This window comes from Stenotrophomonas sp. TEPEL, assembly GCF_004348785.1.
GTDB lineage: Bacteria > Pseudomonadota > Gammaproteobacteria > Xanthomonadales > Xanthomonadaceae > Stenotrophomonas > Stenotrophomonas indicatrix.
On sequence record NZ_QQXJ01000001.1, the window covers coordinates 1,649,166 to 1,672,220 of the forward strand.

The 23,055-nt window shown below is 63.9% G+C and carries 24 protein-coding genes and 1 pseudogene; 11 read left to right on the top strand and 14 right to left on the bottom strand.

All coding sequences use genetic code 11. From position 1 onward, the window contains the following. Positions 1-3 precede the first annotated feature (3 nt). Positions 4-1,329 carry an XVIPCD domain-containing protein gene (locus tag TEP_RS07360; protein WP_132824795.1) on the top strand — a complete coding sequence of 442 codons (1,326 nt, stop codon included), beginning with the start codon at positions 4-6 and terminating at the stop codon, positions 1,327-1,329. Between the two features lie 45 nt (positions 1,330-1,374). Here the strand turns inward: TEP_RS07360 and TEP_RS07365 are convergent, their stop codons facing one another. From TEP_RS07365 to TEP_RS07395, 7 genes are all read right to left on the bottom strand, one after another. After that, the gene (locus TEP_RS07365) at positions 1,375-1,752 is read right to left on the bottom strand and encodes an EF-hand domain-containing protein (protein WP_132826474.1); all 378 of its coding nucleotides are present in this window, start codon (positions 1,750-1,752) and stop codon (positions 1,375-1,377) included. A 31-nt stretch (positions 1,753-1,783) separates the two neighbouring features. After that, positions 1,784-2,164, bottom strand: a complete 381-nt coding sequence (locus TEP_RS07370; RefSeq protein WP_132824796.1) for a hypothetical protein — start codon at positions 2,162-2,164, stop codon at positions 1,784-1,786. Positions 2,165-2,254: 90 nt separating this feature from the next. Continuing rightward, positions 2,255-4,219, bottom strand: coding sequence for a MacB family efflux pump subunit (locus TEP_RS07375; protein WP_132824797.1), 1,965 nt, complete (start codon positions 4,217-4,219; stop codon positions 2,255-2,257). Next, positions 4,216-5,406, bottom strand: coding sequence for an efflux RND transporter periplasmic adaptor subunit (locus TEP_RS07380; RefSeq protein ID WP_132824798.1), 1,191 nt, complete (start codon positions 5,404-5,406; stop codon positions 4,216-4,218). The genes TEP_RS07375 and TEP_RS07380 overlap by 4 nt, the downstream gene beginning before the upstream one ends. Before the next feature lie 136 nt (positions 5,407-5,542). After that, on the bottom strand, positions 5,543-5,965 hold the full coding sequence (locus tag TEP_RS07385; protein ID WP_132824799.1) for a hypothetical protein: 423 nt from the start codon (positions 5,963-5,965) through the stop codon (positions 5,543-5,545). A 321-nt stretch (positions 5,966-6,286) separates the two neighbouring features. Next, positions 6,287-7,636: a HAMP domain-containing sensor histidine kinase gene (locus TEP_RS07390; protein ID WP_132824800.1), complete on the bottom strand. Its 1,350-nt coding sequence runs from the start codon at positions 7,634-7,636 to the stop codon at positions 6,287-6,289. Further along, positions 7,636-8,310, bottom strand: a complete 675-nt coding sequence (locus tag TEP_RS07395) for a response regulator transcription factor (RefSeq protein ID WP_132824801.1) — start codon at positions 8,308-8,310, stop codon at positions 7,636-7,638. Before TEP_RS07395 ends, TEP_RS07390 begins: the two co-directional genes overlap by 1 nt. A gap of 211 nt (positions 8,311-8,521) precedes the next feature. Here TEP_RS07395 and TEP_RS07400 point away from each other — a divergent pair, with 211 nt between their 5' ends. Beyond that, positions 8,522-8,815, top strand: coding sequence for a hypothetical protein (locus TEP_RS07400; protein ID WP_240790647.1), 294 nt, complete (start codon positions 8,522-8,524; stop codon positions 8,813-8,815). Here TEP_RS07400 and TEP_RS07405 read toward each other — a convergent pair. The 5 genes from TEP_RS07405 to TEP_RS07425 all read right to left on the bottom strand — a co-directional run bounded on the left by TEP_RS07405 (position 8,812) and on the right by TEP_RS07425 (position 12,506). Further along, a complete protein-coding gene (locus TEP_RS07405; RefSeq protein WP_132824802.1) occupies positions 8,812-10,953 on the bottom strand; it encodes a TonB-dependent receptor in 2,142 nt (713 codons plus the stop codon). The genes TEP_RS07400 and TEP_RS07405 overlap by 4 nt on opposite strands. Positions 10,954-11,281: 328 nt before the next feature. Continuing rightward, the gene (locus TEP_RS07415) at positions 11,282-11,530 is read right to left on the bottom strand and encodes a hypothetical protein (protein WP_132824803.1); all 249 of its coding nucleotides are present in this window, start codon (positions 11,528-11,530) and stop codon (positions 11,282-11,284) included. Between the two features lie 128 nt (positions 11,531-11,658). Next, positions 11,659-11,928, bottom strand: a complete 270-nt coding sequence (locus tag TEP_RS07420; protein ID WP_132824804.1) for a hypothetical protein — start codon at positions 11,926-11,928, stop codon at positions 11,659-11,661. Positions 11,929-12,071: 143 nt separating this feature from the next. Continuing rightward, positions 12,072-12,248, bottom strand: coding sequence for a hypothetical protein (locus TEP_RS19755; RefSeq protein WP_165933902.1), 177 nt, complete (start codon positions 12,246-12,248; stop codon positions 12,072-12,074). 9 nt (positions 12,249-12,257) lie between these two features. Then, on the bottom strand, positions 12,258-12,506 hold the full coding sequence (locus TEP_RS07425) for a hypothetical protein (protein WP_132824805.1): 249 nt from the start codon (positions 12,504-12,506) through the stop codon (positions 12,258-12,260). A gap of 177 nt (positions 12,507-12,683) precedes the next feature. On the opposite strand from TEP_RS07425, the gene TEP_RS07430 reads away from it, so the two are divergent. Next, positions 12,684-12,971 (top strand): barstar family protein, encoded by a 288-nt coding sequence (locus TEP_RS07430; protein ID WP_132824806.1) that lies wholly within the window; start codon positions 12,684-12,686, stop codon positions 12,969-12,971. 91 nt (positions 12,972-13,062) lie between these two features. On the opposite strand, the gene TEP_RS07435 is transcribed toward TEP_RS07430, so the two are convergent. Together TEP_RS07435 and TEP_RS07440 are read right to left on the bottom strand one after the other, a co-directional pair. Then, on the bottom strand, positions 13,063-14,271 hold the full coding sequence (locus TEP_RS07435) for an MFS transporter (RefSeq protein WP_132824807.1): 1,209 nt from the start codon (positions 14,269-14,271) through the stop codon (positions 13,063-13,065). 63 nt (positions 14,272-14,334) lie between these two features. Beyond that, complete coding sequence (locus tag TEP_RS07440) at positions 14,335-14,787, bottom strand: HD domain-containing protein (RefSeq protein WP_132824808.1); 453 nt, start codon at positions 14,785-14,787, stop codon at positions 14,335-14,337. A 122-nt stretch (positions 14,788-14,909) separates the two neighbouring features. On the opposite strand from TEP_RS07440, the gene TEP_RS07445 reads away from it, so the two are divergent. From TEP_RS07445 to TEP_RS07480, 8 genes and pseudogenes are all read left to right on the top strand, one after another. Continuing rightward, positions 14,910-15,167: a hypothetical protein gene (locus TEP_RS07445; protein WP_025878723.1), complete on the top strand. Its 258-nt coding sequence runs from the start codon at positions 14,910-14,912 to the stop codon at positions 15,165-15,167. A 36-nt stretch (positions 15,168-15,203) separates the two neighbouring features. Next, positions 15,204-16,883, top strand: a complete 1,680-nt coding sequence (locus TEP_RS07450; RefSeq protein WP_032976218.1) for a type IV secretory system conjugative DNA transfer family protein — start codon at positions 15,204-15,206, stop codon at positions 16,881-16,883. A 415-nt stretch (positions 16,884-17,298) separates the two neighbouring features. Beyond that, a complete protein-coding gene (locus TEP_RS07455) occupies positions 17,299-17,745 on the top strand; it encodes a hypothetical protein (protein ID WP_132824809.1) in 447 nt (148 codons plus the stop codon). Positions 17,746-17,834: 89 nt separating this feature from the next. Then, a pseudogene (locus tag TEP_RS07460) lies at positions 17,835-18,943 on the top strand (type IV secretion system protein). Next, the gene (locus tag TEP_RS07465; protein WP_132824810.1) at positions 18,940-19,719 is read left to right on the top strand and encodes a TrbG/VirB9 family P-type conjugative transfer protein; all 780 of its coding nucleotides are present in this window, start codon (positions 18,940-18,942) and stop codon (positions 19,717-19,719) included. Before TEP_RS07460 ends, TEP_RS07465 begins: the two are co-directional and overlap by 4 nt. Then, positions 19,716-20,966 carry a TrbI/VirB10 family protein gene (locus tag TEP_RS07470; protein ID WP_132824811.1) on the top strand — a complete coding sequence of 417 codons (1,251 nt, stop codon included), beginning with the start codon at positions 19,716-19,718 and terminating at the stop codon, positions 20,964-20,966. The genes TEP_RS07465 and TEP_RS07470 overlap by 4 nt, the downstream gene beginning before the upstream one ends. 14 nt (positions 20,967-20,980) lie before the next feature. Continuing rightward, positions 20,981-22,024: a P-type DNA transfer ATPase VirB11 gene (gene virB11, locus TEP_RS07475; RefSeq protein ID WP_132824812.1), complete on the top strand. Its 1,044-nt coding sequence runs from the start codon at positions 20,981-20,983 to the stop codon at positions 22,022-22,024. A 3-nt stretch (positions 22,025-22,027) separates the two neighbouring features. Beyond that, complete coding sequence (locus tag TEP_RS07480; RefSeq protein ID WP_132824813.1) at positions 22,028-23,005, top strand: lytic transglycosylase domain-containing protein; 978 nt, start codon at positions 22,028-22,030, stop codon at positions 23,003-23,005. The last annotated feature ends 50 nt before the right edge of the window (positions 23,006-23,055 follow it).

The following is a 23,055-nucleotide window of genomic DNA, read 5'->3' on the forward strand; positions in this document are numbered from 1 at the left end:
GGCATGAGTGGATTGACCGAACATGATCTCAGGATCCTTGGCAGTTATGCCAAGGATGGCAACCGCGAGCTCTATTGGAACTACCTGTCGCAGTTGCCGGGCGCCGACGGGTACGGAACGCTGGCATTGGGCGTCGTCAGGAATGACAGCCTGCCAGGAAGGGTTGCGAACAGCTATGCGCACAGCTTCGCCAGGACGCAGCAGGATGAAGGTTCCCGGTTCCCCAACGCCGAATTGACCGAGCGCCAGTGGGAATCGTTTGGGCAGACACTGCTTGATAGAGATCTGGAACTACGCCAGAAGTGGATGGCGGAACGCCGCCCGGACCTGGCGCTTAACCTGCCTGGGGCTGACGTGATGCTGGCCCACGACCGCGCCTTCGATCAGCATCATCTGGATCCCAATTGCTGGACACCCCGCGTGCTGCTTCAGGCCGCGCTGGAAAAGAGTGGCCCGCAGAAGCTCGAGCAGATCTGGACCAACATGCTCGACAACGATGGGGCCGGACTCCCGCGGGTGGGAAGTACCAGCCGCGATGCCATCACCCAGATGGGATTGAGCAAGGGGAGCCAGTACCTCGGCACGCTGACGTTCCATGAAGTTACCCAGGCCCTGGGTGGCCGCTCCTCGGTCGACCCCAACGTCATTGGCGGCCTCAATTCCTACGCGTTGTACTTTGAAAAGGACGGCAAGTGGGTCAGTGTCACCTCCGGCGGTGGGCACTGTTCGCTGCGCGAGATCACCGATCCGGCCCGCATCGCCGAACTCAACGACGCGCGCGAAGTCCGCCTTGAGCGCCAGCAGAAGGCCACCCACTTCCACCCGGAAGATCCCTACCGCTCCATCACCCGTAGTCCGCTCACTGCATCGGTCGATGGCACGCCAGGCCCCCAGCGTTCGCCAACGCGTCTGGCGGACATTGGCCCGGACCACGCCGAGTACCGTCTGCTGCAGCAGGTCAGCGGGCATGTCGTCGGCATCGACGCCAGAGCAGGACGCACGCCGGATGAAAGCAGTGAACGCCTGATCGCCAGCGTGATGGTCCTGGCCCGGCAGAACAACCTGGACCGTGCCGACCATGTGCTGCTCAGCGCGCAGACGGCGGACAGCCCAGCTGGCCGCAACGTGTTCGTGGTGCAGGGCGAGATGAACGACCCGGCACACCTGAGGGCTTCCATGCCCACCGATGTGGCCGTTCAGACGCCGGTAGAGCAGTCCTTGCAGCGTCTGGAACTGGCCAGTGCAGAACGGCAACAGGCCCAGTCCCAGCGTCAGCAGCAGGAACTGGACAACCAGGTGCGCGAGCATCCGACAATGCGCCTGGCCTAGTGCACAGCAAGGGGCAGTGGGGTATTCCCATTGTCCCCGCGCCCGTCACTTGCCCGGTGCGTCGGCCGTCTGCGCCGCCACCATGGCCTGCTGCATTTCCTTCAGCGACAGGTAGCCATCGCCGTCGGTATCCAGCCCCGTGAAGTACTTCGCAATTTCCGGCACCACGGTCGCTTCTTCCTTGCTGATCTTCCCGTCCTTGTTCCTGTCCATCGCAGCGAACGCGGCATCGATCGAGTCAGCCTGCTTGCTGAAGCGTGACTGCTGATACGTAGCAAACTCGCCCTTGTCGACGCGACCGTCCTTGTTGCTGTCCATCGCGGTGAAGGTGGAATCGATATAGGCCTGTTTCGGGTCGGCTGGCGCGGCCTGTGCAAGCAGCGGGGCGGCGCACAGCGCGATCAACAGGGCGGTCTTGTTCATATGCATTGTATGTAGTCCTTGAGCGAGGGAGTCAGCGGCATGGGTAGGTGTAGCCATCGCGGTCGCGATAGCTGTCGGCACGGCGGTCGTAGTTTCCGTAGCGGTTCATGCAGTAATCGGCGCGCTCACGTGTTTCCCGCTCGCGCTTCGCCGCTGCCGCGATCACGCCCGCCACCACAGCCGCGCCCACGACGCCCACCACCACGCCTGTGGTCTTGGCATCGTGCCGACGCTCACGCTCACGTTCGCGGCGCTGCCAGTCATCGCGCTCGCGGTCACGATAGTCCTGGTTCCACTGCGGACTGTAGCGGTCGCCACGCTGCGCATGGGCATCGCCGGAATACGGCAGCAGCACCAGCAGTTGTGCGGCCGCTACAAGCAGAAGCGCAGTCCTTCCTGTTTTCAGAAACATCGTCCAGCTCCTGTGCGGACATCGTCGGTAGCTGCAGTACACACCGCAGACATTGCGCGAACCTGCCGTCACCGCAGGCAACTGCGGTGATTACCGGACCAGTGCTTCCACCGGGTCCAGCTGCGCCGCGCGACGTGCCGGCAGGAAGCCGAAGCAGATGCCGATCAGGCTGGAACACGCGAACGCCGCGATGATTGAACTCACTGAAAACACCAGGCTGAAGCCCACGTCGGCCAGTGCCAGCACTGCGCCCAGCAGCAACGCCACACCAATGCCCAGTACGCCGCCAAGCAGGCACACCAGCACCGACTCGATCAGGAACTGCTGCAGGATGTCACTGCGACGCGCGCCCACGGCCATGCGCACGCCAATCTCGCGGGTGCGCTCGGTAACTGATACCAGCATGATGTTCATCACTCCTATACCGCCCACCACCAGCGCGATGGCGGCAATGGAGCTGATCATCATGGTGAGGATGCCGGTGGTCTGTTCAATCGACTGGCGGATCTGCGCGTTGTTGCTCATGTAGAAATCGGTGCTGCCATGACGGCGCGTCAGCAACCGTGCAATGGCCTGCTCGGCCGCTTCCATGCTGATCGCATCGGATACGCGCACGGTGATGCTGGACACATGGCTCTGGCCCAACACCCGGGCCATGGCGGTGGTGTAGGGCATCCACACCCGCAGCAGCGAGGCGTCGCCGGCGGCGCCGGCGTCCTTCTTCACCACACCCACCACGCGCACCGGCACGTTGCCCAGCAGCAGGGTCTGCCCGATGGGCTTCTCGGCTGCGGCGAAGAAGCGGGCGCGGGTGTTGGCGTCGATGATCGCAACCTGCTGATAGCCAATCACAGCTGGTGCGCCGAAGAAGGCGCCTTCCCCCAGCTTCAATCCATGCACACGGAAGTACTGTTCGCTGACGCCCTGCACCTGCACGCTGGCGGAGCGGTTGCCACGCATCGCGGTACCCGTGGTGGCTACGCCAGGGGTGGCACTGTCCACGAACGGTTGCCCGGCCAGGGCCACGCTGTCACCCGGGGTAAGGGTCTCCACCCGCGCCGCGTGCAGGTCGCCAAAGCCGGAGCCTGGATAGATTTCGATGGTGCTGGTACCCAGCGAAGAGATGTTGGACAGGATGGCCTGACGCGCGCCCGTACCCAGCGCGACCACTGACACCACCGAGGCGATGCCGATGATGATGCCGAGCATGGTCAGGAAGGTACGCATGCGGTGTGCGTTCATGGCGCGCAGGGCCATGCGGAAAGCCTCGGAGAAGCGATCGCGCACGGCTTGCCAGCCGATGCCATCGTTGCGTTGCGGCATCGCGGTCGGCGCCATGCCCGCTGCCGAGCCAGCACCCGTGGCACGATCATCGACAATCCGACCATCGCGGATCTCGATGATGCGCTGGGCGTGTTCGGCCACCGCCATGTCATGGGTCACCAGCACCACGGTGTGGCCTTCGGCATGCAGCTCGCCGAGGATCTTCATCACTTCCTTGCCCGACTGTGTATCCAGGGCGCCGGTCGGTTCGTCGGCGAAAATCACCGCACCTCCGTTCATCAGTGCGCGGGCAATCGACACGCGTTGCTGCTGGCCCCCCGACAGCTCGCCGGGCAGATGTTGCATGCGTTCCCCCAGGCCCAGCCGCGCCAGCAGTTCGGCGGCCCGCGCGTGGCGCGCGGGGGAGGGCATGCCGACATAGATCGCCGGCACTTCCACGTTGCCCAGCGCGGTCAGGTCGGCCAGCAGGTGGTAACGCTGGAAGATGAAGCCGAAGTGTTCGCGGCGCAGTTCGGCCAGTTCGTCGGGCGACATCTGCGCGGTCTGGCGTCCTGCAATCCGGTATTCGCCGGCAGAGGGGCGATCGAGGCAGCCGAGGATGTTCATCAGCGTCGACTTGCCCGAGCCGGACTGGCCGACAATGGCCACCAGTTCACCGGCATGGATGTCCAGGTCCACACCGTCCAGTACCACCAGCGTCTGCTCGCCGGCGGCGAATTCACGGCGCAGCCCACGTACGCTCAGCAGAGGCTCGCTCATGGGGGCGCTCATCGGGGCTGCGCGGGTGCGGCGGCGTCTTCGTCGCCGGCTTGAGCCAGAACGACCTGCTCGCCTTGCTTCAAGCCGCTGCGTACTTCCACCTGGATCTGGTCATCCAGCCCGATGGCGATGCGCCGCGCCACGGCGCGCCCGTCTGCACCGCGAACCTGCACGCTGTAGCTGCCATCGCCGGCCCGCGCACCCAGCGCGGCGGAGGGGATGGTCAGCACGTTGTAGGCACGGCCGAGCACAATCCGTACCTGCGCGGTCATGTAGCTGCGCAGGCGCCCATCACGGTTGTCCACGTCGAACTGGCCGTTGTAGTACATGGCGGTACGGCTGCCGGCGGACAACGCCGGTGACGTGAGGCTGGATGCATCTTCGTTGGTGATCGATTCGGGCGCTGGCGCAATGTCGCGCAGCGTGCTGCTGTAGCGGCGGCCCGCATCGCCAAGGATGGTGAAGAAGGCTTCCTGGCCGACCGTGATGTGCACAACGTCGGCCTCGGAGATTTCGGCATAGACGGTCATCACGTCCTGGTTGCCCAGCATGACGATGGTGGGTGCGCTCTGTACCGCGTTCACCGTCTGCCCCTGGCGGGCGACCACCGCCAGCACCGTGCCATCGGTAGGCGCGGTGACGCGGGTGTAGTCCAGATTGGTCTGCGCGATATCCACCTCGGTCTGCCGCTGCACGATCTCCCCATCCAGCGCTTTGATCTGTTCGCGGGTTGCCTCCACCTTGGCATTGGCCGCGTCGAAGTCGGCGCGGGCAACCAGCTGCGATGCGACCAGCCGTTGCTGACGCCGCAGGGTCAGTTCGAACTGGCGCAGATCGGTGGCCAGTGCATCGCGGTTGGCGCGTGCGGTGCGCTGCGCTGCCTGCGCACTCAGCAGTGCATTGCGCTGGGTACGGGAGTCGATGTCGGCAATCGGGTCACCTGCCTTCACCTTGTCGCCCAGCTTCACGTGCAGGGCTTCGATTCGTCCGGAAACCTGCGCGCCCACGCTTACCAGCCGTGATGGCTTCAGGGTGCCGGTGGCCTCCACCACCTGCTCGATGTTCCCACGCACCACGGGCGTGAGCCGCAGCGGTGGTGGCGGTGCCGGTCGGAGCCAGAACCAAGCGGCAATGGCAGTGCACAGTACGGCACCGGCGGTCAACAGCAGTCGGCGGTGTTTACGCGGTGCCGTGCTCATTCGCACAGCATCCAGAAGGGGCAGGTCATCGGTGGTCCTCGCGGCAGGGGAGATGCACGCGCCGGGTACCGGGCGTGGATGGCCGTCGAGTCTCAAGGTGATGGATTGCGTGAACCTTGCGGCGCTATCGTGGTTGTCAGGTCACTTCCATGGCGATGACCAGCGCCACGGCGACGAACTGCAAGGCACTGCCCAGCACCAGCAATGCGCTGCGAAGGCGGTTGGACGTCACGCGCATGCTGCAGAGCTGGCACAGCGTGCCGATCACCAGGCCTGCGACAGCGACCGTGCTGGTCGGCTGCGCGTGCACGCGATGTATCACCAGCAGGACCCACGCGCTGGCCAGCATCATCCACGCTGCATGCCTGTCCATGTTGCGCAGGGCGGCAGGGACGGTTCGCGCTGTAGTTGATCGCCATGCGGACAGCGCGTGCAGCGCGGCATGCGCGACGACGAAGAGCAGCACCGCGCTGGTCAGGGCTGCGTGTGCATGGCGGTGCGTTGAAACCACCAGTGCACCGCCTGGCAGCAACAGGAACAGCGCGGCAAAAAGGCGCATCAGAACGTTCGGTCGCTTCGCCGCAGGGATCGCGCGCAGCCACTGTGGCCAATGCGGCAGTCCGCGCGCGCGAGCGGCATGCGAGCGTCTATTCCACGCAGCCGCGGTCAAACCAGATGTAGCTGGTGTCGCGCGGGATCGGGCAGAAGAGGAGGGGGGAGGAACTCCTTCGGTCACGTGCAGGCTTCCTGTCAGGATGGAACGCGATGGCACCGCAGATGCCGTCGGCCCGATGCTGCGCAGCGAACATTGCCGCAACCTTGCGTGTTATCGCTGTCTGCAGCGCACGGACAGGCGGCAGTCACCGACGTGCGGACGTCCTCAGTGCTCTACCGATGGCGCAGAGGCAACGCCCGGGTGCTGTGGGAATTCGACGCGGATCAGCGCGCCGCCACCGGGGGCATCCAGAATCGTGACATGGCCACCGTGACGGTCGATCACCTGCCGCACCAGGTTCAGTCCCAGGCCGGCGCCGGTCTGCCGCGGGCGCAGTCGCTGGAACGGCTCGAACACACGTTCGCGCTGGTCCACCGGAATGCCGGGACCATCGTCTTCCACTTCCAGGCAGCTGCCCTGCACCCGCAGGATGATCTGGCGGCCACCGTGCTCGGCGGCATTCAACACCAGGTTGGAGATCACCCGTTCGACCGCGCCAGCCTCACCCAGCACCGGGAAGTGTGGTTCCACCGCCACCGCCACCGTCTTGTCCGACTGGATCAGAAGGGGCGCAAGATCGGCCGCCACCCGTTTGGCCACCCGGGCGAGGTTGAGGGTTTCCTTCGGGCCGTCCTCTTCCATGCGGTGCAGGTCCAGCAGCTGCTCGGCCAAGGTTGCCAGACGTGCAACTTCCACGGCCAGGCTGCGCGAAGTCGACTCATCAGCGGCATCGATCTTTACCCGCAGGATCGCGATCGGCGTGCGCAACTCATGCGCCGCTGCGGCGATGAAGCGGCGTTGCCGCTCGTGTCCTTCATCCAACCGGTCCAGTGCATCGTTGACGGCGGTCACCAGCGGCGCGATCTCCACCGGCACGGCGGTCTCGGTCAGGCGGATGCCACGACGGCTGGCCGAGATGTTGCGGGCTTCCTGCGCGATGCGCTCGACACCGGCCAGTGCCCGCCGCACGATGATCGGCGTCAGGATGATGGTGGCCAGCGCCAGCAGCAGGAAGATCGGCAGGGTGATGATGTGCGCGGCCAACGCCATCTGCATGGTCAGCGAATCGGTTTCGCCATGGGCCATGATGGTCAGCTTGCCGGCGGGTCCGCTGTGCTGGCGCACCACCACGGCCAGGCCATCGCTGCGATCACGCCCGCGCAGGTCGCCATAGGGGATGCCATCGAGGGCGCCGACCAACGATGAATACGCCGATGGCACATGGCCGAAGGTGACGTGGTGCCCATGCTCGTCCTCGGCGATGAACCAGGCACCGGGGACGATCTTCAGCAGTTCGGCCAGCTCCGCTGTGTGCTGCACGTACAGTTCGCCGTTGCGGTCGCGGTGCACGGCCTCGGCGGCCACCGGCGCGAAGGTCTGGATGGTGAAGTAGCCACCGCTGTCGGCACGGATGAGCACCATCAGCAGGGCGAAGAAGGCCACCAGCAAGGCCAGCAACTGGTAGATCAGCGTCTTGACGATCAGCGGTCGCTTCAACGACGGGCGACGCGCCATCACTTGCTTTCCCGCATCAGATAGCCAACTCCTCGAATGGCGTGGATCTCCACGCCCGCATCGGCGTCAGCGAGTTTCCGGCGTAGGCGCGAGACGTGCGAATCCAGGGTGTTGGAATGGATGCCGTCGTCGAAGCCATACACCGCCATCTCGATGGATTCGCGCAGCACGGTGCGGCCCAGGCGCCGTGCGAGGGCGGCCAGCACCCGGATCTCGCGTCGTGGCAGCTCCAGCCGCTGGCCGCCCACGCTGGCTTCGCCCGAGGCGGGATCGAACACCAATCGGCCGATGCTGATGGACTCCACCTGCAATCCGCTTGGGCGACGGCCCGCAGCACGGATCCGCGCGAACAGCTCCTCCAGCGCGAAGGGCTTGGCCAGGTAGTCATCGGCGCCTTCATCCAGCCCGGCAATCCGGTCCGGCAACTGGCCCAGCGCGCTCAGCACGATGATCGGCACCCCGGGGTTGCGCTCGCGCAGCAGGGAAATCAGCGCCAGGCCATCGCCATCGGGCAGGGTGCGGTCCAGCAGCACCAGATCGTGCAGTCCGCACAGGGCCGCTTCCCGCGCCAGCGCCAGGCTGTTGGCCAGGTCCACCACGTAGCGCTCGCGCTGCAGGGCGGACTTGAGGGTGGCGGCCAGTTCGGTTTCGTCTTCGATCAGCAGGATATGCATCAGCAGGGCTTGGGCAGGGAGAGGCCGCAGAGAGGCGGTTCGGCACGCGCCGGCACCGTATTACAGGAACATTGCGTGAACATGGCGTGCCTGCACAGCCGCCGATAGGTCATGCAGGGATGCGATGACGCCGCGGGGACGGCGCAAGGTTCACGCAATCCAGGCGCTCCAGCCTTGGCGCCCATTCGCAGTTCCCATCCCTGGAGTCACCATGAAGTTGTTCGTTCCGCTGCTGTTCCTCGCCACGCTGACCGGCTGCACCACCGCCAAGATGACCGTCACCCCCGACGGCCGCCGTGGCGTTTCCATCGACTGCAGCGGCTCCAGTTCCTGGAGCGGTTGCTACGAGAAGGCCGGGCAGATGTGCCCCGGTGGCTACGTGGTCTTCAGCAAGGATGGCGATGAGGGCAATGCCATCGCGGTGGGCAACAAGAACGGGGCTGACGCCGGGGGGGCATGGGGCCATGCCACTTCCCCGCCGCGTTGCTCTGCAGCGCTGACCTAGAAGCTGTAACCGGCCTGCACATACACCCGACGCGGCTCGCCCGGGAAATGGCCGTTGCGCTCGATGAATCCACTGGCGGCATACACCTTGTCGAACAGGTTCTTGACGTTGGCCTGGAACTGCCACTGTTTCCACGTGGTTTTCCAGCTCATGTCGAACACGGTGTACGGCTTCACGCGCTGGCCATCCAGGCTGATGCGCTCATCCACGTAGTCGGCACCAAAACCGATGGCTGAACTGATCGCCGGCAGGTCGTAGCGTGACCACAGGCCCAGCTTGTTGCGCGGTGCATTGGCGAAGCGATCGCCAGAGGCATTGGTGATGCCATTCGGGCCTGCGTCTTTCACCCGCGCGTCGTTGTAGGCATAGGTCAGGTTCAGCACCCAGCGCTCGGTCACGTCGGCCAGAAGATCCAGTTCCATGCCGGTGCTGCGCACCAGGCCCAGCGCCGCCAGCTGGTTCACTCCATTGATGACCTCGCCAGTGGCCTGCACGATGTTGCTTCGGTCGATGCGGTAGGCCGCCAGGTTCAGGCTCAGGCGCTCGGCAAGCAGCGATTTCATGCCCACTTCCCACTGCCTGCTGCGCTCGGCATCGAACGGGCCGCCTGCGGCGGAATTCTGGTTGGCCGCCGACTGCGGCACGAAGCCGCTGGCCACGTTGGCATACAGGTTCAGTCCGTCGCGAACGGTGAACGTACTGCCCAGCCGCCAGCTGATGTCGTTGCCATCCACGCTGCTGCCGGCAAGGCGGTCATCGTCCTTGAAACCGTCCCAGCGCAGGCCAGCCAGCACGTGCCAGCGCGGGGTCAGGGCCAGCTCGTCCTGCAGGTAACCGCCATAGCGCCTGCTGCGCGTGCTGGTGCTGCGCCAGGGCAGGCTGGACAGGTTGTAATCGTGCCAGGTGCTGGCGCCATACACCGGATTGAACAGGTCGATGCCACGCACCGGGCCGGCCCCGCGCGCGAGGTCGGCGCTGTTGGCGGTCTGCGCGGTGAAGTCCGCATCCAGCTGGTACACGTCCGCCCCGAACAGCACCTTGTGTTCCACCGGACCGGTGCTTACCCGCCACACCGCATTGGCGTTGGCGGTGAACGCCTCGTTGTCGCGGATCTGGTTGCGCAGCTGCCGGGTCATCCATTCGGCCACGCCATCGCGGTCGCGGTCGATCAGGCCCATCGGCTCGTGGTACATCTGGTGTTCGTTGTTGCTGAACCAGCGCGCGGCAATATCCACGTCCAGGTTGTCGCGCGGCGCGAAACGGTACTGTGCCAGCGCCACCTTGGCCCGCATGTCCAGGAAGTCGCTGGCCTCGTTGTGGTTCCAGCGGCGGTCGGTCAGGAAATTGCCCCTGTCATCGACCGGAACACCGCGCAGGCGATTGCCGCCCAGGTTCTGGGCAATGTCGGTGAACTGCAGCACCAGCTCGCCGGTGTCGCCCACGTCGAAGGCCAGCGAGGCATCGCCGATCACGCTTTCACTGTCGGTGTTCCAGCGCACGCCCTGCTCGTTGTCGCCATACAGGCCGGCGCGGTAGCGCACCGTGCCGGCGGCATTCAATGGGCCGGTACCTTCGATCGAGCCGGCGCGGAAATCCCTGTTTCCCATCTGCAGTTCAACGCGGCGTTCGGCAGTGACTTTCGGCTTGCGGGTCACATAGTTGATGACGCCACCAGCGTCGCCGCCCCCGTACAGCGCGCCGGCCGGTCCCTTCAGCACCTCCACCCGCTCGATGTTGAACAACTGCGGTACCGAGAATCCCGCATAAGGGTCGCCCCGCAGCCCGTCATACAGCACGTTCTCCTGGCGGAAACCGCGCAGGGTCACCCCGGCATAGCTGAAGTAGCTGATGCCGCTGATGCTGCGATAGAGATCGGTCACCTGGCGTGCAGCCTGGTCGTCGATCAGTTCGCGCGGCAGTACCTGGATGGACTGCGGCACCAGTTCCAGCGGCGTATCGGTGCGGGTGCCGACCGCCGCGTCATCCACCCGATACAACGTCTGTGCGCGGCCACGCACCTCTACCTTGTCCAGCTCCTGCACGCGGCTGGGCGGGGCGTCGGCGGCGTATCCGGGGGTGGCCAAAGCCAGTGTCGTCGCCAGGCACAGAATGCTGCGGCGGGGCAGGAAGTGGGGCATGGGCGTATCGGGCTTGTCTGCAAATGAGAAAGATTAGCATTTGCGGTGAGCCGATGCCCATCCCCCGATTGCGTCATGGACGCGCGGACGGATCCGAATACGGCGTGCCGGCCAAAGCCACCAGCACGCCGGTGGCGCCGCCGCGCACGATCAGCGGCAGCATTGCCTGCCGCAGATCGCCACCGCAGGGCAGGACGCGCAGTCCCTGTTCGTAGGCGGCCCCATCGAGGCCATCAGCATCGAGGCGCCCAGTCGCGCCTCGGCATCATCCGCGGACTGCCACACCTGGGATCAGGCGCAGCCCGCGCAGGGTGTGCGCCGCCGTCTTTCAGAGATCCTTCTTCTTGCCGCTCAGGTCCAGCGGCTGGTCACTGCCTTTGCGCTCGCTCGACCAGACCTCAACGCTCTTGCTGCATCGGCTTTCGCGGGCGGCAACCTCAGGCGGCAGGTCCTTCACATGCGGCGACTCCTGGCAAGCTGCGTGCATGGCCGAATCGTCATAGGTGGCACAGGCGCTGATCGAAGCGAGAGCAAGGACACAGACAGAGGAGCGGAGCAGGGGCTGCAGCAGGCGCATGGGAGGATCTCAAGAGGGCCGGTCTGGCCATCGAATTCAATCCGTGACTTGGCTCACGCGCAATCCGACTGGCAGCACTTGTTATTGAGTAACAATTGTGGAACTGCTCGGAAGCTGCCGACTGCCGGTCAGGCAATGCAGATCAGGAACACCGTCGAAAGCGCGAGCATCAGCACGAACACACGCCGGCTCAATGCCAGGCAGGTCAGGCAGGCCGCCAGCGCCCATGCTGCCAACACAGCACATCCCAGCAGCCACAGCGCCACCGTCATCATCGAGCCTGCCGCCGCTGCGGAGAGTGCAAAGGCCTTGAACAGCGCCACGCCCAACACGCTGCCCAGCGCGCCGGCCCGCAGGGCAATCGCATCATGGCAGGTGGGGGAAAGCTGGCGGTGCATGAGGGCTGTGTCGCGCTTGGGGGCTGGCGTGCGCAACTCTGCAACAACGCAGATCTACGCCGTGTGTTTGTCGTACCGCCAGCGCGCAGACGCCGTGATGAGTTCACCACGGCACGTGCATGCTGCCTGCCAGTGCTGCCCGGTCAGCGCGCCGGTTGGGAGGCCAGCATGTCGCGCCCACGCGGGGTCAGGTCGATATCCGCATCTTCCGCCTGCACGGCCAGGCCTTCCTTCACGGCCCACGTCGCCGCATCGCTTCCCACAGGGTGCGCATCGGCAATGGCGCGCAGGATGTTGAACTGTTCTTCAGTCAACGGCATGGTACGTCCTCATACGCCCAGCAGGGGCGGCAGTTGCCAGTCCGAAAGGCGCGCATTGCTGATGGCCTGATGGCAGCCACAGGCATCACAACGGAACAGCGTACCGCCCGGCAGGTGCAACAGGTTTGCATCCTGGGCGCAGGTGATTTCCGCACAATGACAGCATGACACGGTAAGCGAAATGATGCGCTCCACGTCGCCGGAAATATTGAACGCCGCCTCGAAGGCATGGATGGCGAAGTGGCCGGGGTCCGGCATGGTGTTCTCGGTTGCAGACAAGTGTCTCCATCCTCGTTTTCCTGCCGTGATGAGTCTGTCAGGCCGGCGCGGTGGCGAAGTCAACGAGGTCCGCTGCTACGCTTCAGGACTGCGCATGCGGCCGGCATGGCATGCAAGCTGGATTTCCACTCGCCGCTGGTAACGGAGTAGCCCGCAATGGACATCGAACTGGACGGCAACCGCATCCATAGCGAGCGGGCATTCCACGAGACGCTGGCGTTCGAACTGGGTGTCGAGCGCGGTTATGGGAACAATCTCGACGCCCTCTGGGATCTGCTGAGTGCCAGCGTCGAGCGCCCGCTGCAGCTGACCTGGAGCGGCCATCAGGTTTCCAGAGAGGCGCTGGGGGCTCGCTTCCAGCAGATCGTCGATGTGCTTGAGCGGGTGCAGCGCCAGGATGAGGCCATGGCACTGGGCGAACGCTTCAGCTATTACCTGCGGTAGGTTCGGTGTGCAGCCGCTGCCAGCGCGGTGCTATCTGTTGCCTCCAAGGCAACACCGTCGCCTGGGCGACGGCTGACGAACCGTGCGCAGTTCAGCGGCTGCCGGCGATGGCAACCCTGCGCTTCTCCAGCATCACCGACACGCACCACAGCACCAAGCCGCCTACCGCCGTCGCCGCACCGACGTAACCGGTGGTGGCCGGGCTGAAGCCGGCGCTGATCGCCATGCCGCCCAGCCACGGGCCGAGTGCATTGGCGGTGTTGAACGCCGCATGGTTGGAGGCGGCGGCCAGGGTCTGCGCTTCGCCCGCCACGTCCATCAGGCGCGTCTGCAGTACCGCAGCCAGGGCGCCCATCGTGCCCACGGTGATGATCATCGGTCCGATGGTCCACACCGATTCTGCAGCAAGCGGGTACAGCAGCAGCATCACGATCGACCACACCAGCACCACGGCGGCGGCCTTGAAGTGGAATTTGTCGACCAGCCAGCCGCCGGCGATGTTGCCGATGATCGCGCCGATGCCGAATACGCCCACCGCCAGCGGCATCCACGATTCGGCCACGCCGGTCACCTGCACCAGGGTCGGTGCCAGGTAGGTGAACACGCAGAACATGCCGGCAAAGCCCACCGCGCCGATCGAGAGCGCCAGCCAAACCTGGGTCGTGTTGAATGCGCGCAGCTCGCGCATCGGCGAGGTCCGCACCTCATCCGGATCGGGCAGCAGGAAGCGCGCGATCATCGCTACCGTAGCGATGGCCAGCACACTGACCAGGGCGAAGGCGGTGCGCCAGCTCAGCTGCTGGCCCAGCCAGGTGGTCAGCGGATTACCGATCAGGATCGCCACCGACAGCCCCAACAGCACGCGCGACATCGCCTGGCCGCGCTGGCCGGCCGGGCTGATCGCAGCTGCCACCAGCATCGCCACGCCGAAGTAGGCACCATGCGGCAGGCCAGCGACGAAGCGCGCCACCAGCATCGTGCCGTAGTTCGGGGCCAATGCGCTGGCCAGATTGCCGACCGCATAGAACCCCATCAGCGCCAGCAGCAGCTTGCGGCGCGGGAAGCTGGCGCCGACGAAGGCCAGGATCGGTGCGCCCACCACCACGCCGATGGCGTATGCGCTGATCAGGTGGCCGACCTGCGTCTCGCTGATCGACAGGCCGCGGCTGATCTCCAGCATCAGGCCCATGCTGGCGAATTCGCTGGTGCCGATGGCAAAGCCGCCCAGTGACAGGGCGAGGATGATCAGGGTGCGCTGGCGCGGCGTCAGCCGAGCGGCCAGGGAGGAGTTGGGGCTCATTCGGNGGCGCAAAGGCCATTGTACTGCTGCACCGCAGCAGGCATCAGCCGGGCTGGGGGTAAATCAGTGTTCGATCGGTGGTGCTGCCGGCGTGGCCGGCTTGCCCAGCGCCGCCAAGGCCCGTCGGTACTTGTCACGCAGGCGCTCGGCGGTGGCGGCATCCAGCGATGCCAGCCGCGCTTCATCGGCATTGTCGGCGATGTCGGCCAGCTTGACCTTCAGTGCCAGCGGATCCGCCGAAATTCGTGCGTAGTACGTGTCAGCATCCACCGCAGACGTCCGGCTGAGCAGCCGGACCGCGTCCTGCAACGGAGCGGGAAAGGCCTGCACCCACTCAGCGAAAGCCGGGCAGTCCTCGATCACATCATGCAGCCAGGCCACCACCTCGGCGTCATCATCGCCACGCACGGCAGCGGCCACCCGGCCGACGTGGCCGATGTAGGGCTGTCCTGCCTTGTCGACCTGGCCGGCATGGGCCTCCATCGCCAGTGTGCGCGCGCGTTCTACCCAGTCCATTGCGATCTCCCCGGTGCTAGCGTGTATTGTCGTACGGGCTGTCTGCATGCCGCCACCACGGCGGCGCAGGCATCATCGGACGCTGCAGGAATGGCATCTGGATACCATCAGGGAGATGAGACATGCAGGAATACACCCATCAGCTGGAACTACGCGGCCGCTTCCGTCTGGTAGCGGTGACCCACGAGCCGGTGTACGCTCCCGGCGATGTGGTCGGCCATGCGGTCATCGTCGACGGTGGGGAACGTCTGACCGACCTGATGTCGTTGGCCGATGCGCGCCGGTACCTTGAGGAACTGGTGCGGGAAGAGGGCGTGGAGCCCGGGCTGGAGAATGAAGTCAACCTGCGGAGAAAGGCGTCGCAGCGACGCCGCCGCTAAGCCGTCGCGCCCTCGGGCGCATCATGGAGGATTCGGGTGTTGTCCAGTAAGAAGTATCTGCTCATCGCCATCATCACGCTGGCGACCCTGCTGCTCGGGTTCGTGCTTTCCGGTTACCTGACGCTGCTGCTGCTTGGTCTGGATACCAAGCTGCTCACCTGGAATACCTATTACCAGTATTTCCACGCCCTCGGCCAGCCGCAGGTTGCCCCGTTCGTGGGCAAGATCAAGTGGGCCGGCTACCTCGGCTTCGGCCTGCCGCTGCTGGTGCTGGCCATCGTCGGCCTGGTCGTGCTGCTGAAGAAGGACAAGCGCTCGCTGCACGGCGACGCGCGCTTTGCCACCGGCGCCGATCTGGCCAAGCACGGCATGTTCAAGAAGAGCGGCCAGAGCATCGTGGTCGGCAGCCATGGCGGCAAGCTGGTGCGGCTGGACGGACAGCAATTCGTGATCCTGGCGGCCCCGACCCGTTCGGGCAAGGGCGTCGGCGTGGTCATCCCGAACCTGCTGGAGTACGGCGAATCGCTGGTGGTGCTGGACATCAAGCAGGAGAACTTCGACCTGACCAGCGGTTGGCGCGCCAGCCAGGGGCAGGAGATCTACCTGTTCAACCCCTTCGCCGAAGATCGCCGCACCCATCGCTGGAACCCGCTCAGCTATGTCTCCGACGACCCGGCGTTCCGTGTCTCGGACCTGATGAGCATCGGCGCGATGCTGTATCCCGATGGCTCGGAAGACCAGAAGTTCTGGATCAGCCAAGCGCGCAATGCCTTCATCGCCTTCACCCTGTACCTGTTCGAGAACTGGGATGACGAGCGCAGCAGCGGCTTCCCGGGCGGGCAGGGCACGCCGACCCTGGGTGCGGTCTACCGCCTTTCCTCCGGCGATGGCAGCGACCTGAAGAAGTTCCTCAAGGGACTGTCCGAGCGCCCATTCCTGAGCAGTAACGCGCGCTCGGCATTCGCCAACATGCTGTCCCAGGCCGACGAGACCTTCGCCTCGATCCTGGGTACCTTCAAGGAACCGCTGAACCCCTGGATCAATCCGGTCCTGGACAAGGCCACCAGCACCAACGACTTCCTGCTCACCGACGTGCGCAAGAAGAAGATGACCATCTATATCGGCATCCAGCCCAACAAGCTGGCCGAAAGCCGGTTGATCATCAACCTGTTCTTCAGCCAGCTGATCAACCTCAACACCAAGGAACTGCCCAAGTCCAATCCGGACCTGAAGTACCAGTGCCTGTTGTTGATGGACGAATTCACCTCGATCGGCAAGGTCGAGATCATCGCCTCGGCGGTGTCCTACATGGCCGGCTACAACGTGCGCCTGCTGCCGATCATCCAGAGCATGTCGCAGCTGGATGCCACCTACGGCCGCGAGGTCTCGCGCACGATCATCACCAATCACGCGCTGCAGATCCTGTACGCCCCGCGCGAACAGCAGGATGCCAACGACTATTCGGACATGCTGGGTTACACCACCATCCGCAAGAAGAACGTCACCCACGCACGTGAAAAGACCCATAGCTTCACCGAGGAGCGTCGTGCGCTGATGCTGCCGCAGGAGCTCAAGGCGATGGGGCCGGACAAGGAAGTCTTCCTGTACGAAGGCATCCCGCATCCGGTCAAGTGCGACAAGATTCGCTATTACAAGGACCGCTATTTCACGTCACGTCTACTGCCAAAGGTTGACGTGCCGATGCTGGATGTCTAAGTTGCAGACTTGAAAGTGTGACGGATGCACGCGTTCATGGAAGTGAATTAGTGAGCTGCGTCAAAAAAGCACCATACGTCAGTAGATTTCAGACTTGTCTGACATGGAATTGACGCGAGGTTGTGCGAATCTATGCATGGCTTGCGAATCTGTGTGATTCGTCATGCTTTCAGAGTGGCCAGGAGTTTCAGCCATGGGAACAGGGATGGTTCCGACGTTGGTGAGGGTGCGTGAAAGGGGCCTCGGATGAGGTTGCTTCACGCGACTTGGTTGGCAGCTTTCGAGCTGCAGGGGAACCGTGCCCATGTGCTGTTAAGCAGTGCATTCGTTACGTTTTCGGCGTGCATCGCGCAGTGCCGGACGACCAAGGGACCAACATCGGGACTGCTTTTTCGTACGTCAAAGTGAAGCCCGTATGAATCAGGCGTTTATTGCAAAAATGTCCATCGCCGCAGTGGCGGCGTTGATGGTGGCCGGTTGTGCCACCAAGCCCGCCCCCGACTTCGGAGGACGCTGGAAGCCGGTCAACCGTTTCGCGACGGCTCCGACCGAGATCCCGCTGTACTCCAGCTACGTCTATCAGGCGTCGCCGATGGATCGCACGCTGAAGGCCATGCTCGAGCGCTGGGCAAAGGATTCCGGCCGCACGCTGGACTATCGCCTCAGTTCGGATTTCACCCTGTATGGCGCAGTGTCGGAGATCGACACCACCAACGCACAGCAGGCCGTGATCGATCTCACGGCAGCCTATGCGGCGCAGGGCGTTTCCGTCTCCATCGTCGGCAACCAGATCGTCGTGCAGAGTGCTGGATCGACGCCGACCGCGTCGGCCCAGGATCCCGAATCCAGCAGCGGCAGCTGAGACCGCCTCGAAATCATCGAACGTGCCGCACCCCGCGCCGTGCGCAGGGGCGTCGCGCCCATTGATGTTTCAGCAGTACGGAAGAATCCATGTTCCGCAAGAAGGATGCAGGCAACAGCCCCAAGGTCGAGCAGTCGGTCGCCAAGGCGGTCAGCTACGAGATCACCGTGGCCGACATGGCCCGGCGCAGCGAGCGTCGCGCCTGGTGGGTCGCCACCGGCTCGTTGCTGATGTCGCTGGCGTTGGCCGGTGGCTACTACTACATGCTGCCGCTGAAGGAGAAGGTGCCGTTCCTGGTGATGGCCGATGCCTATACGGGTACGGCCACGGTCGCGCGCCTGCGCGGCACGTTCCAGGGTGAAACCATCACCACCAATGAAGCGGTCAATCGCAGCAACGTCGCCCAGTATGTGCTGGCACGCGAGTCGTATGACTCGGCGGTGATGGGTCTGCGGGACTGGGAGCTGGTGTTTGTGATGTCCAGCGATGCCGTCGGTGCGAGCATGAAGCAGCGCTATGCCGGCAATAACCCGCAGAACCCGTTCGTGATGTACGGCCGCGGCAAGGCCATCCGCGTGAAGATACTCAGCATTACGCCGCTGGCCGCGCAGGCCAATGGCAGCTTCCGCGGTGCATCGGTACGCATCCAGCGCAGTCTGCTCGACAAGCGCACCGGAATTACCACCTATCTGGACAACCAGTTGGTGACGATGCGGTTTGAATACAACCAGAACCTGGCGCTGTCCGAACAGGATCGTGTGCTTAACCCGCTGGCGTTTCAGGTCACCGAGTACCGCGTCGACAATGATTACGCCCGTGGCGTGCCGGTGCCCGACGACAGCGCGATGCAACAACAGGCGCAGGAGGCAGCGCAGCGGGCACAGGGTGTCTACGATCCGAATGGTCCTGCAGCCGCCCCAATGATTGATCCTGCCACTGCCCAGACTATGCAGGGACAGCCCGTGCAGGGACAGCCCGTGCAGGGACAGCCCATGCAGGGACAGCCCATGCAGGGACAGCCCATGCAGGGACAGCCCATGCAGGGGCAGCCCATGCAGGGACAGCCCATGCAGGGACAGCCCATGCAGGGACAGCCACAGGGCACGTCGCTGCAGCAGGCGCAACCGATGCGGGGTGGGTAATGAACCGCACACAGAATCAATCCACCGGAAATGCTGATGGAGCAAGCAACCGATGAGTAGTCGAAAAGTCAGGGGGGGCGCATCGGCGCTGCTGTCGTTGCTGTCGCTGGTGTTTTCCACCGCGGCAATGGCACAAGCGGTGGACCGATACGAGTATGAGAAGGATCGGATCTATCCGGTTCGTACCGGGCTGGGTCTGACCACCCAGATCGAGCTGAGTCCGAACGAAAAGATCCTCGACTACAGCACTGGTTTCAGCAACGGCTGGGAACTTACCCGTCGCGAGAACGTGTTTTATCTCAAGCCGAAGAATGTCGACGTGGACACCAACATGATGGTGCGCACCGAAACCCATTCGTACATCTTCGAACTGAAGGTGGTTGCGACCGACTGGCGTCAGCTGGAACAGGCGCGTCGTGCGGGCGTGCAGTACAAGATCGAGTTCGTGTACCCGAACGAGACTGTGTTCGGCGTGGCTCAGGAAGCGGTCGAAGAGGAAGCCAAGCCGTTGCTAAGCACCGAGTTGGCCAAGGATCGTCCGTACAACTTCAATTACTCCTATTCCACCAGCAAGGCGAAGAAGATGGGGTGGCTGATCCCCGTCAACGCTTACGACGATGGTCGCTTCACCTACTTGAAGCTGCCGAACTCGCCCGAGTACAAGACTGGCATTTTCCCGGCGGTGTTCGGTCGCGAGAAGGAGTACGGTGAAGACTTCGTGGTGAACACCACAGTCGAAGGGAACACTTTGATCGTCCACGGGACCTACCCGTACCTGGTCATCCGCCACGGCGACTACGTCGTTGGTCTGCGAAGGAACGTGAAGAAATGAGCCAGCAGAACACTCCGGACAACGACCCGAAACCGTCCCCGTACGGGCAAGGCCCGGCGGGCCAGGAGCCGAGTTCCAACCCGTACTACGGTAACGCCCAGGCCCAGGCTGCACCTGATCTGGATGCCAGCGCGCCGCAGCTTCGCTCGGCTGAAGAGCAGCGCCTCAACCGCAAGGCGCTACTGTTCCTTGGCGGCATTCTGTTGCTGCTGGTGGCGATGGGGTTCCTGCTGTTCCGCGGCAGCCAGGAAGAAGATGAGAGCGCGACCAAGCAGCGTGAAGTCGCGCGCGCCTCAACGCCCGAGCTGCCCAAAATCGATGCGGCGCAGTCGACCGTGCCACCGCCGGTCGAGCCACTGCCGCCGATCCCGATGCTGCCCGATCCGCCGCGTTCCTCGCCGGAGCTGGTGCCGATCTCATCGCGCCCGGAGCAGATGCAGCCGCGTGGCCCGACGCTGCTCGAGCGTCGTATCTCCGGTGCAGATGACGCAGCGGTTGGCGCAGGCAATCGCCCGGGCATGCCGGGGCAGCGTTCCGCTATTGACGAGCAGACTCGGCAGGCACTGCTGGCCAACATGATGCCCAACCAGCAGGGGCCGCAGAAGGAACGTCGCGGTCCGGATGTCGAAGATGTATCCAGCGCCAGCTTCATCCAGAGCCCGGACGCATTGCTGGTACGCGGTACCTACCTGCGGTGCGTTCTTGAAACGCGGATCATCACCGACCTTTCGGGATACACCTCCTGCCTGCTGACTGAGCCGGTCTATTCAATCAACGGTCGTAGCCTGCTGCTGCCGAAGGGATCCAAGATCTACGGAGCGTACGCTGGTGGCCCGAAGGGCAAGCGCGTGGAAGTCATATGGGATCGCGTAACGACCCCCAATGGCATCGATGTCGCCATGTCCAGCCCAGGCGTGGACCAGTTGGGTGGCGCCGGGCATCCGGGCCAGTACAGCGCCCACTGGGGCAGTCGCATCGCTTCGGCGCTGATGGTCAGCCTGATCGCCGACGCATTCAAGTACGCCGCCGCAGAGCACGGTCCGGAGAGCACCACCGTTTCAAGCAGTGGATTCGCCGTGCAGTCACCCTATGAGAGCGCCACTGCGCGCACCATGGAGCGTTTGGCCAACGATGCGCTGAACAGCAGTAACCGTCCGCCGACGGTCACCATCAACCAGGGCACGATCGTGAACGTCTATGTTGCAAAAGACGTTGACTTCACCAACGTGCTGAACCCGCGCCGGTAAACCACGAAACGACCATGGACGCCGAAGTGTCACCCCTCGCCCTCGTCTCCAGCGATTTCCTGCGCTATCAGTACGAAGTGCTGGGCATCGCCGAGTACATGACTTCGCCTGACGTGACGGAAATCTGCATCAACCGTCCGGGCGAGCTGTACCTGGAGACGCGGGCAGGGTGGCAGCACGTGGATGTGCCGGGCCTGACGTTCGAACGGGCCCGGCAGTTCTGCACCGCGGTGGTCAACGAGAGCAACACTGGTCAGCGCATTACCGATGCCGACCCGGTTGTGTCGCTGACCTTCCCGACCGGGCAGCGCGCACAGTTCGTGATCCCGCCTGCCTGCGATGCGGGCAAGGTGTCGATCACGATCCGTCTGCCGTCCAAGCACACCAAGTCACTTACCCAGTATCACGAAGATGGTTTCTTCAACCAGATTCTTGAGCAGGATGGAAGCCTCAGCGAGCAGGATCGCGAACTGCTGGAGCTGCGGCAGCAGCGTGAGTACGCCGAGTTCTTCAGGCGTGCGGTGATGTACCGCAAGAACATCGTCGTCTCTGGCGCCACCGGTAGCGGCAAGACCACCTTCATGAAGGCGCTGGTCAACCATATTCCGGACAGCGAGCGCTTGGTCACCATCGAAGATGCGCGCGAACTGTTTCTGACTCAGCCCAATGTCGTGCACCTGCTTTATTCCAAGGGCGGGCAGAGTGCCAGCAACGTGACGGCCAAGAGCTGCATGGAAGCCTGCCTGCGCATGAAGCCCGAACGCATCATCCTCGCCGAGCTGCGTGGCGATGAGGCGTTCTACTTCATCCGTAATTGCGCGTCTGGTCACCCCGGCTCGATCACCAGCTGCCACGCTGGCAGTCCGGAACAGACCTGGGACCAGCTGGCGCTGATGGTGAAGGCGTCGACCGAAGGTTCGGGTCTGGAATTCAATGTCATCAAGCGTCTGTTGATGATGACCATTGATATCGTCGTACATATCAAGGCGCACGCAGGCTCGCGCTATATCACCGGTATCGATTTCAATCCTGGGCGCGCCCAGGGGCAGGAGGGCTGAGCGATGCTGCCAGGGCTTGAAATGATGGCGTGCCCGGAGATGGCCGTTTCCATGGACGTGATGCAGCACGTCATCAACGTCGAGTCTTCGCGCAACCCCTACGCGATCGGGGTAGTGGGCGGAGCGCTGGTACGCCAGCCCAAGTCGCTTGATGAAGCACTGGCCACGGTGCGCATGCTGGAAGAAAAGGGGTACAACTTCTCCGTGGGTCTCGCGCAGGTCAATCGGTACAACCTGGGCAAGTATGGTCTGGATTCCTACGAAAAGGCGTTCCAGCAGTGCGCAAACCTGCAGGCAGGTTCGCGGATCTTGGCCGACTGCTACAAGCGCTCCGGACAGGATTGGGGCAAGTCATTCAGTTGCTACTACTCGGGGAATTTCGAAACCGGATTCCGCCACGGCTATGTGCAGAAAATCTACGACTCCATGCGTCGTGGACAGCAACTGGCAAGTAATGGCAGCGCGCCCATTGATGTCGTTGGCCGCAGTGAGCGCCGCGTGGTCAAGGTCGAGCACCACCCGCAGAATGCATCGCCGGTGGAAGCGCGAATCGTGGCGCAGAATGCCGTTGCCGTTCCTTTGCCTTCCAATGACCCGGCGCGGGCATATGCGGTCTATCCCTCAACCGGAGCGATGGCCCGTGGAAGTCTGCTCAGTATTGCCGACCAGGCTCTGTCACGGGTTGTGCTGGGGTCGGTGGACCGCATGATGCAGCCGCAGGGGCAGGCCGAGGAGGGCTACGCGCAGCAGAACTACCCACAACAATTGCCGCCGGCTGCCGTTGGGCCAGGTGGGCAGACGCTGCCGAACCAACTTCCGGGTGCGACGGCAGCTGGCAACGAAGGTCCCGTGATGCTCCGCCCTTGGGGGGAGCGCGATCAACCGGCGGCTTCGCCTGGCAACCTGTACAACTCACCGGTCGCGGCACCTGCTGCGCCGATTCAGCAAATTCCCGCAGGGGATGCGGCCTTCGTGTTCTGACGAAGTCGTGGTGTGACCGGTCCCCCGGCCGGTCTGTTCAGTTCTGTTAG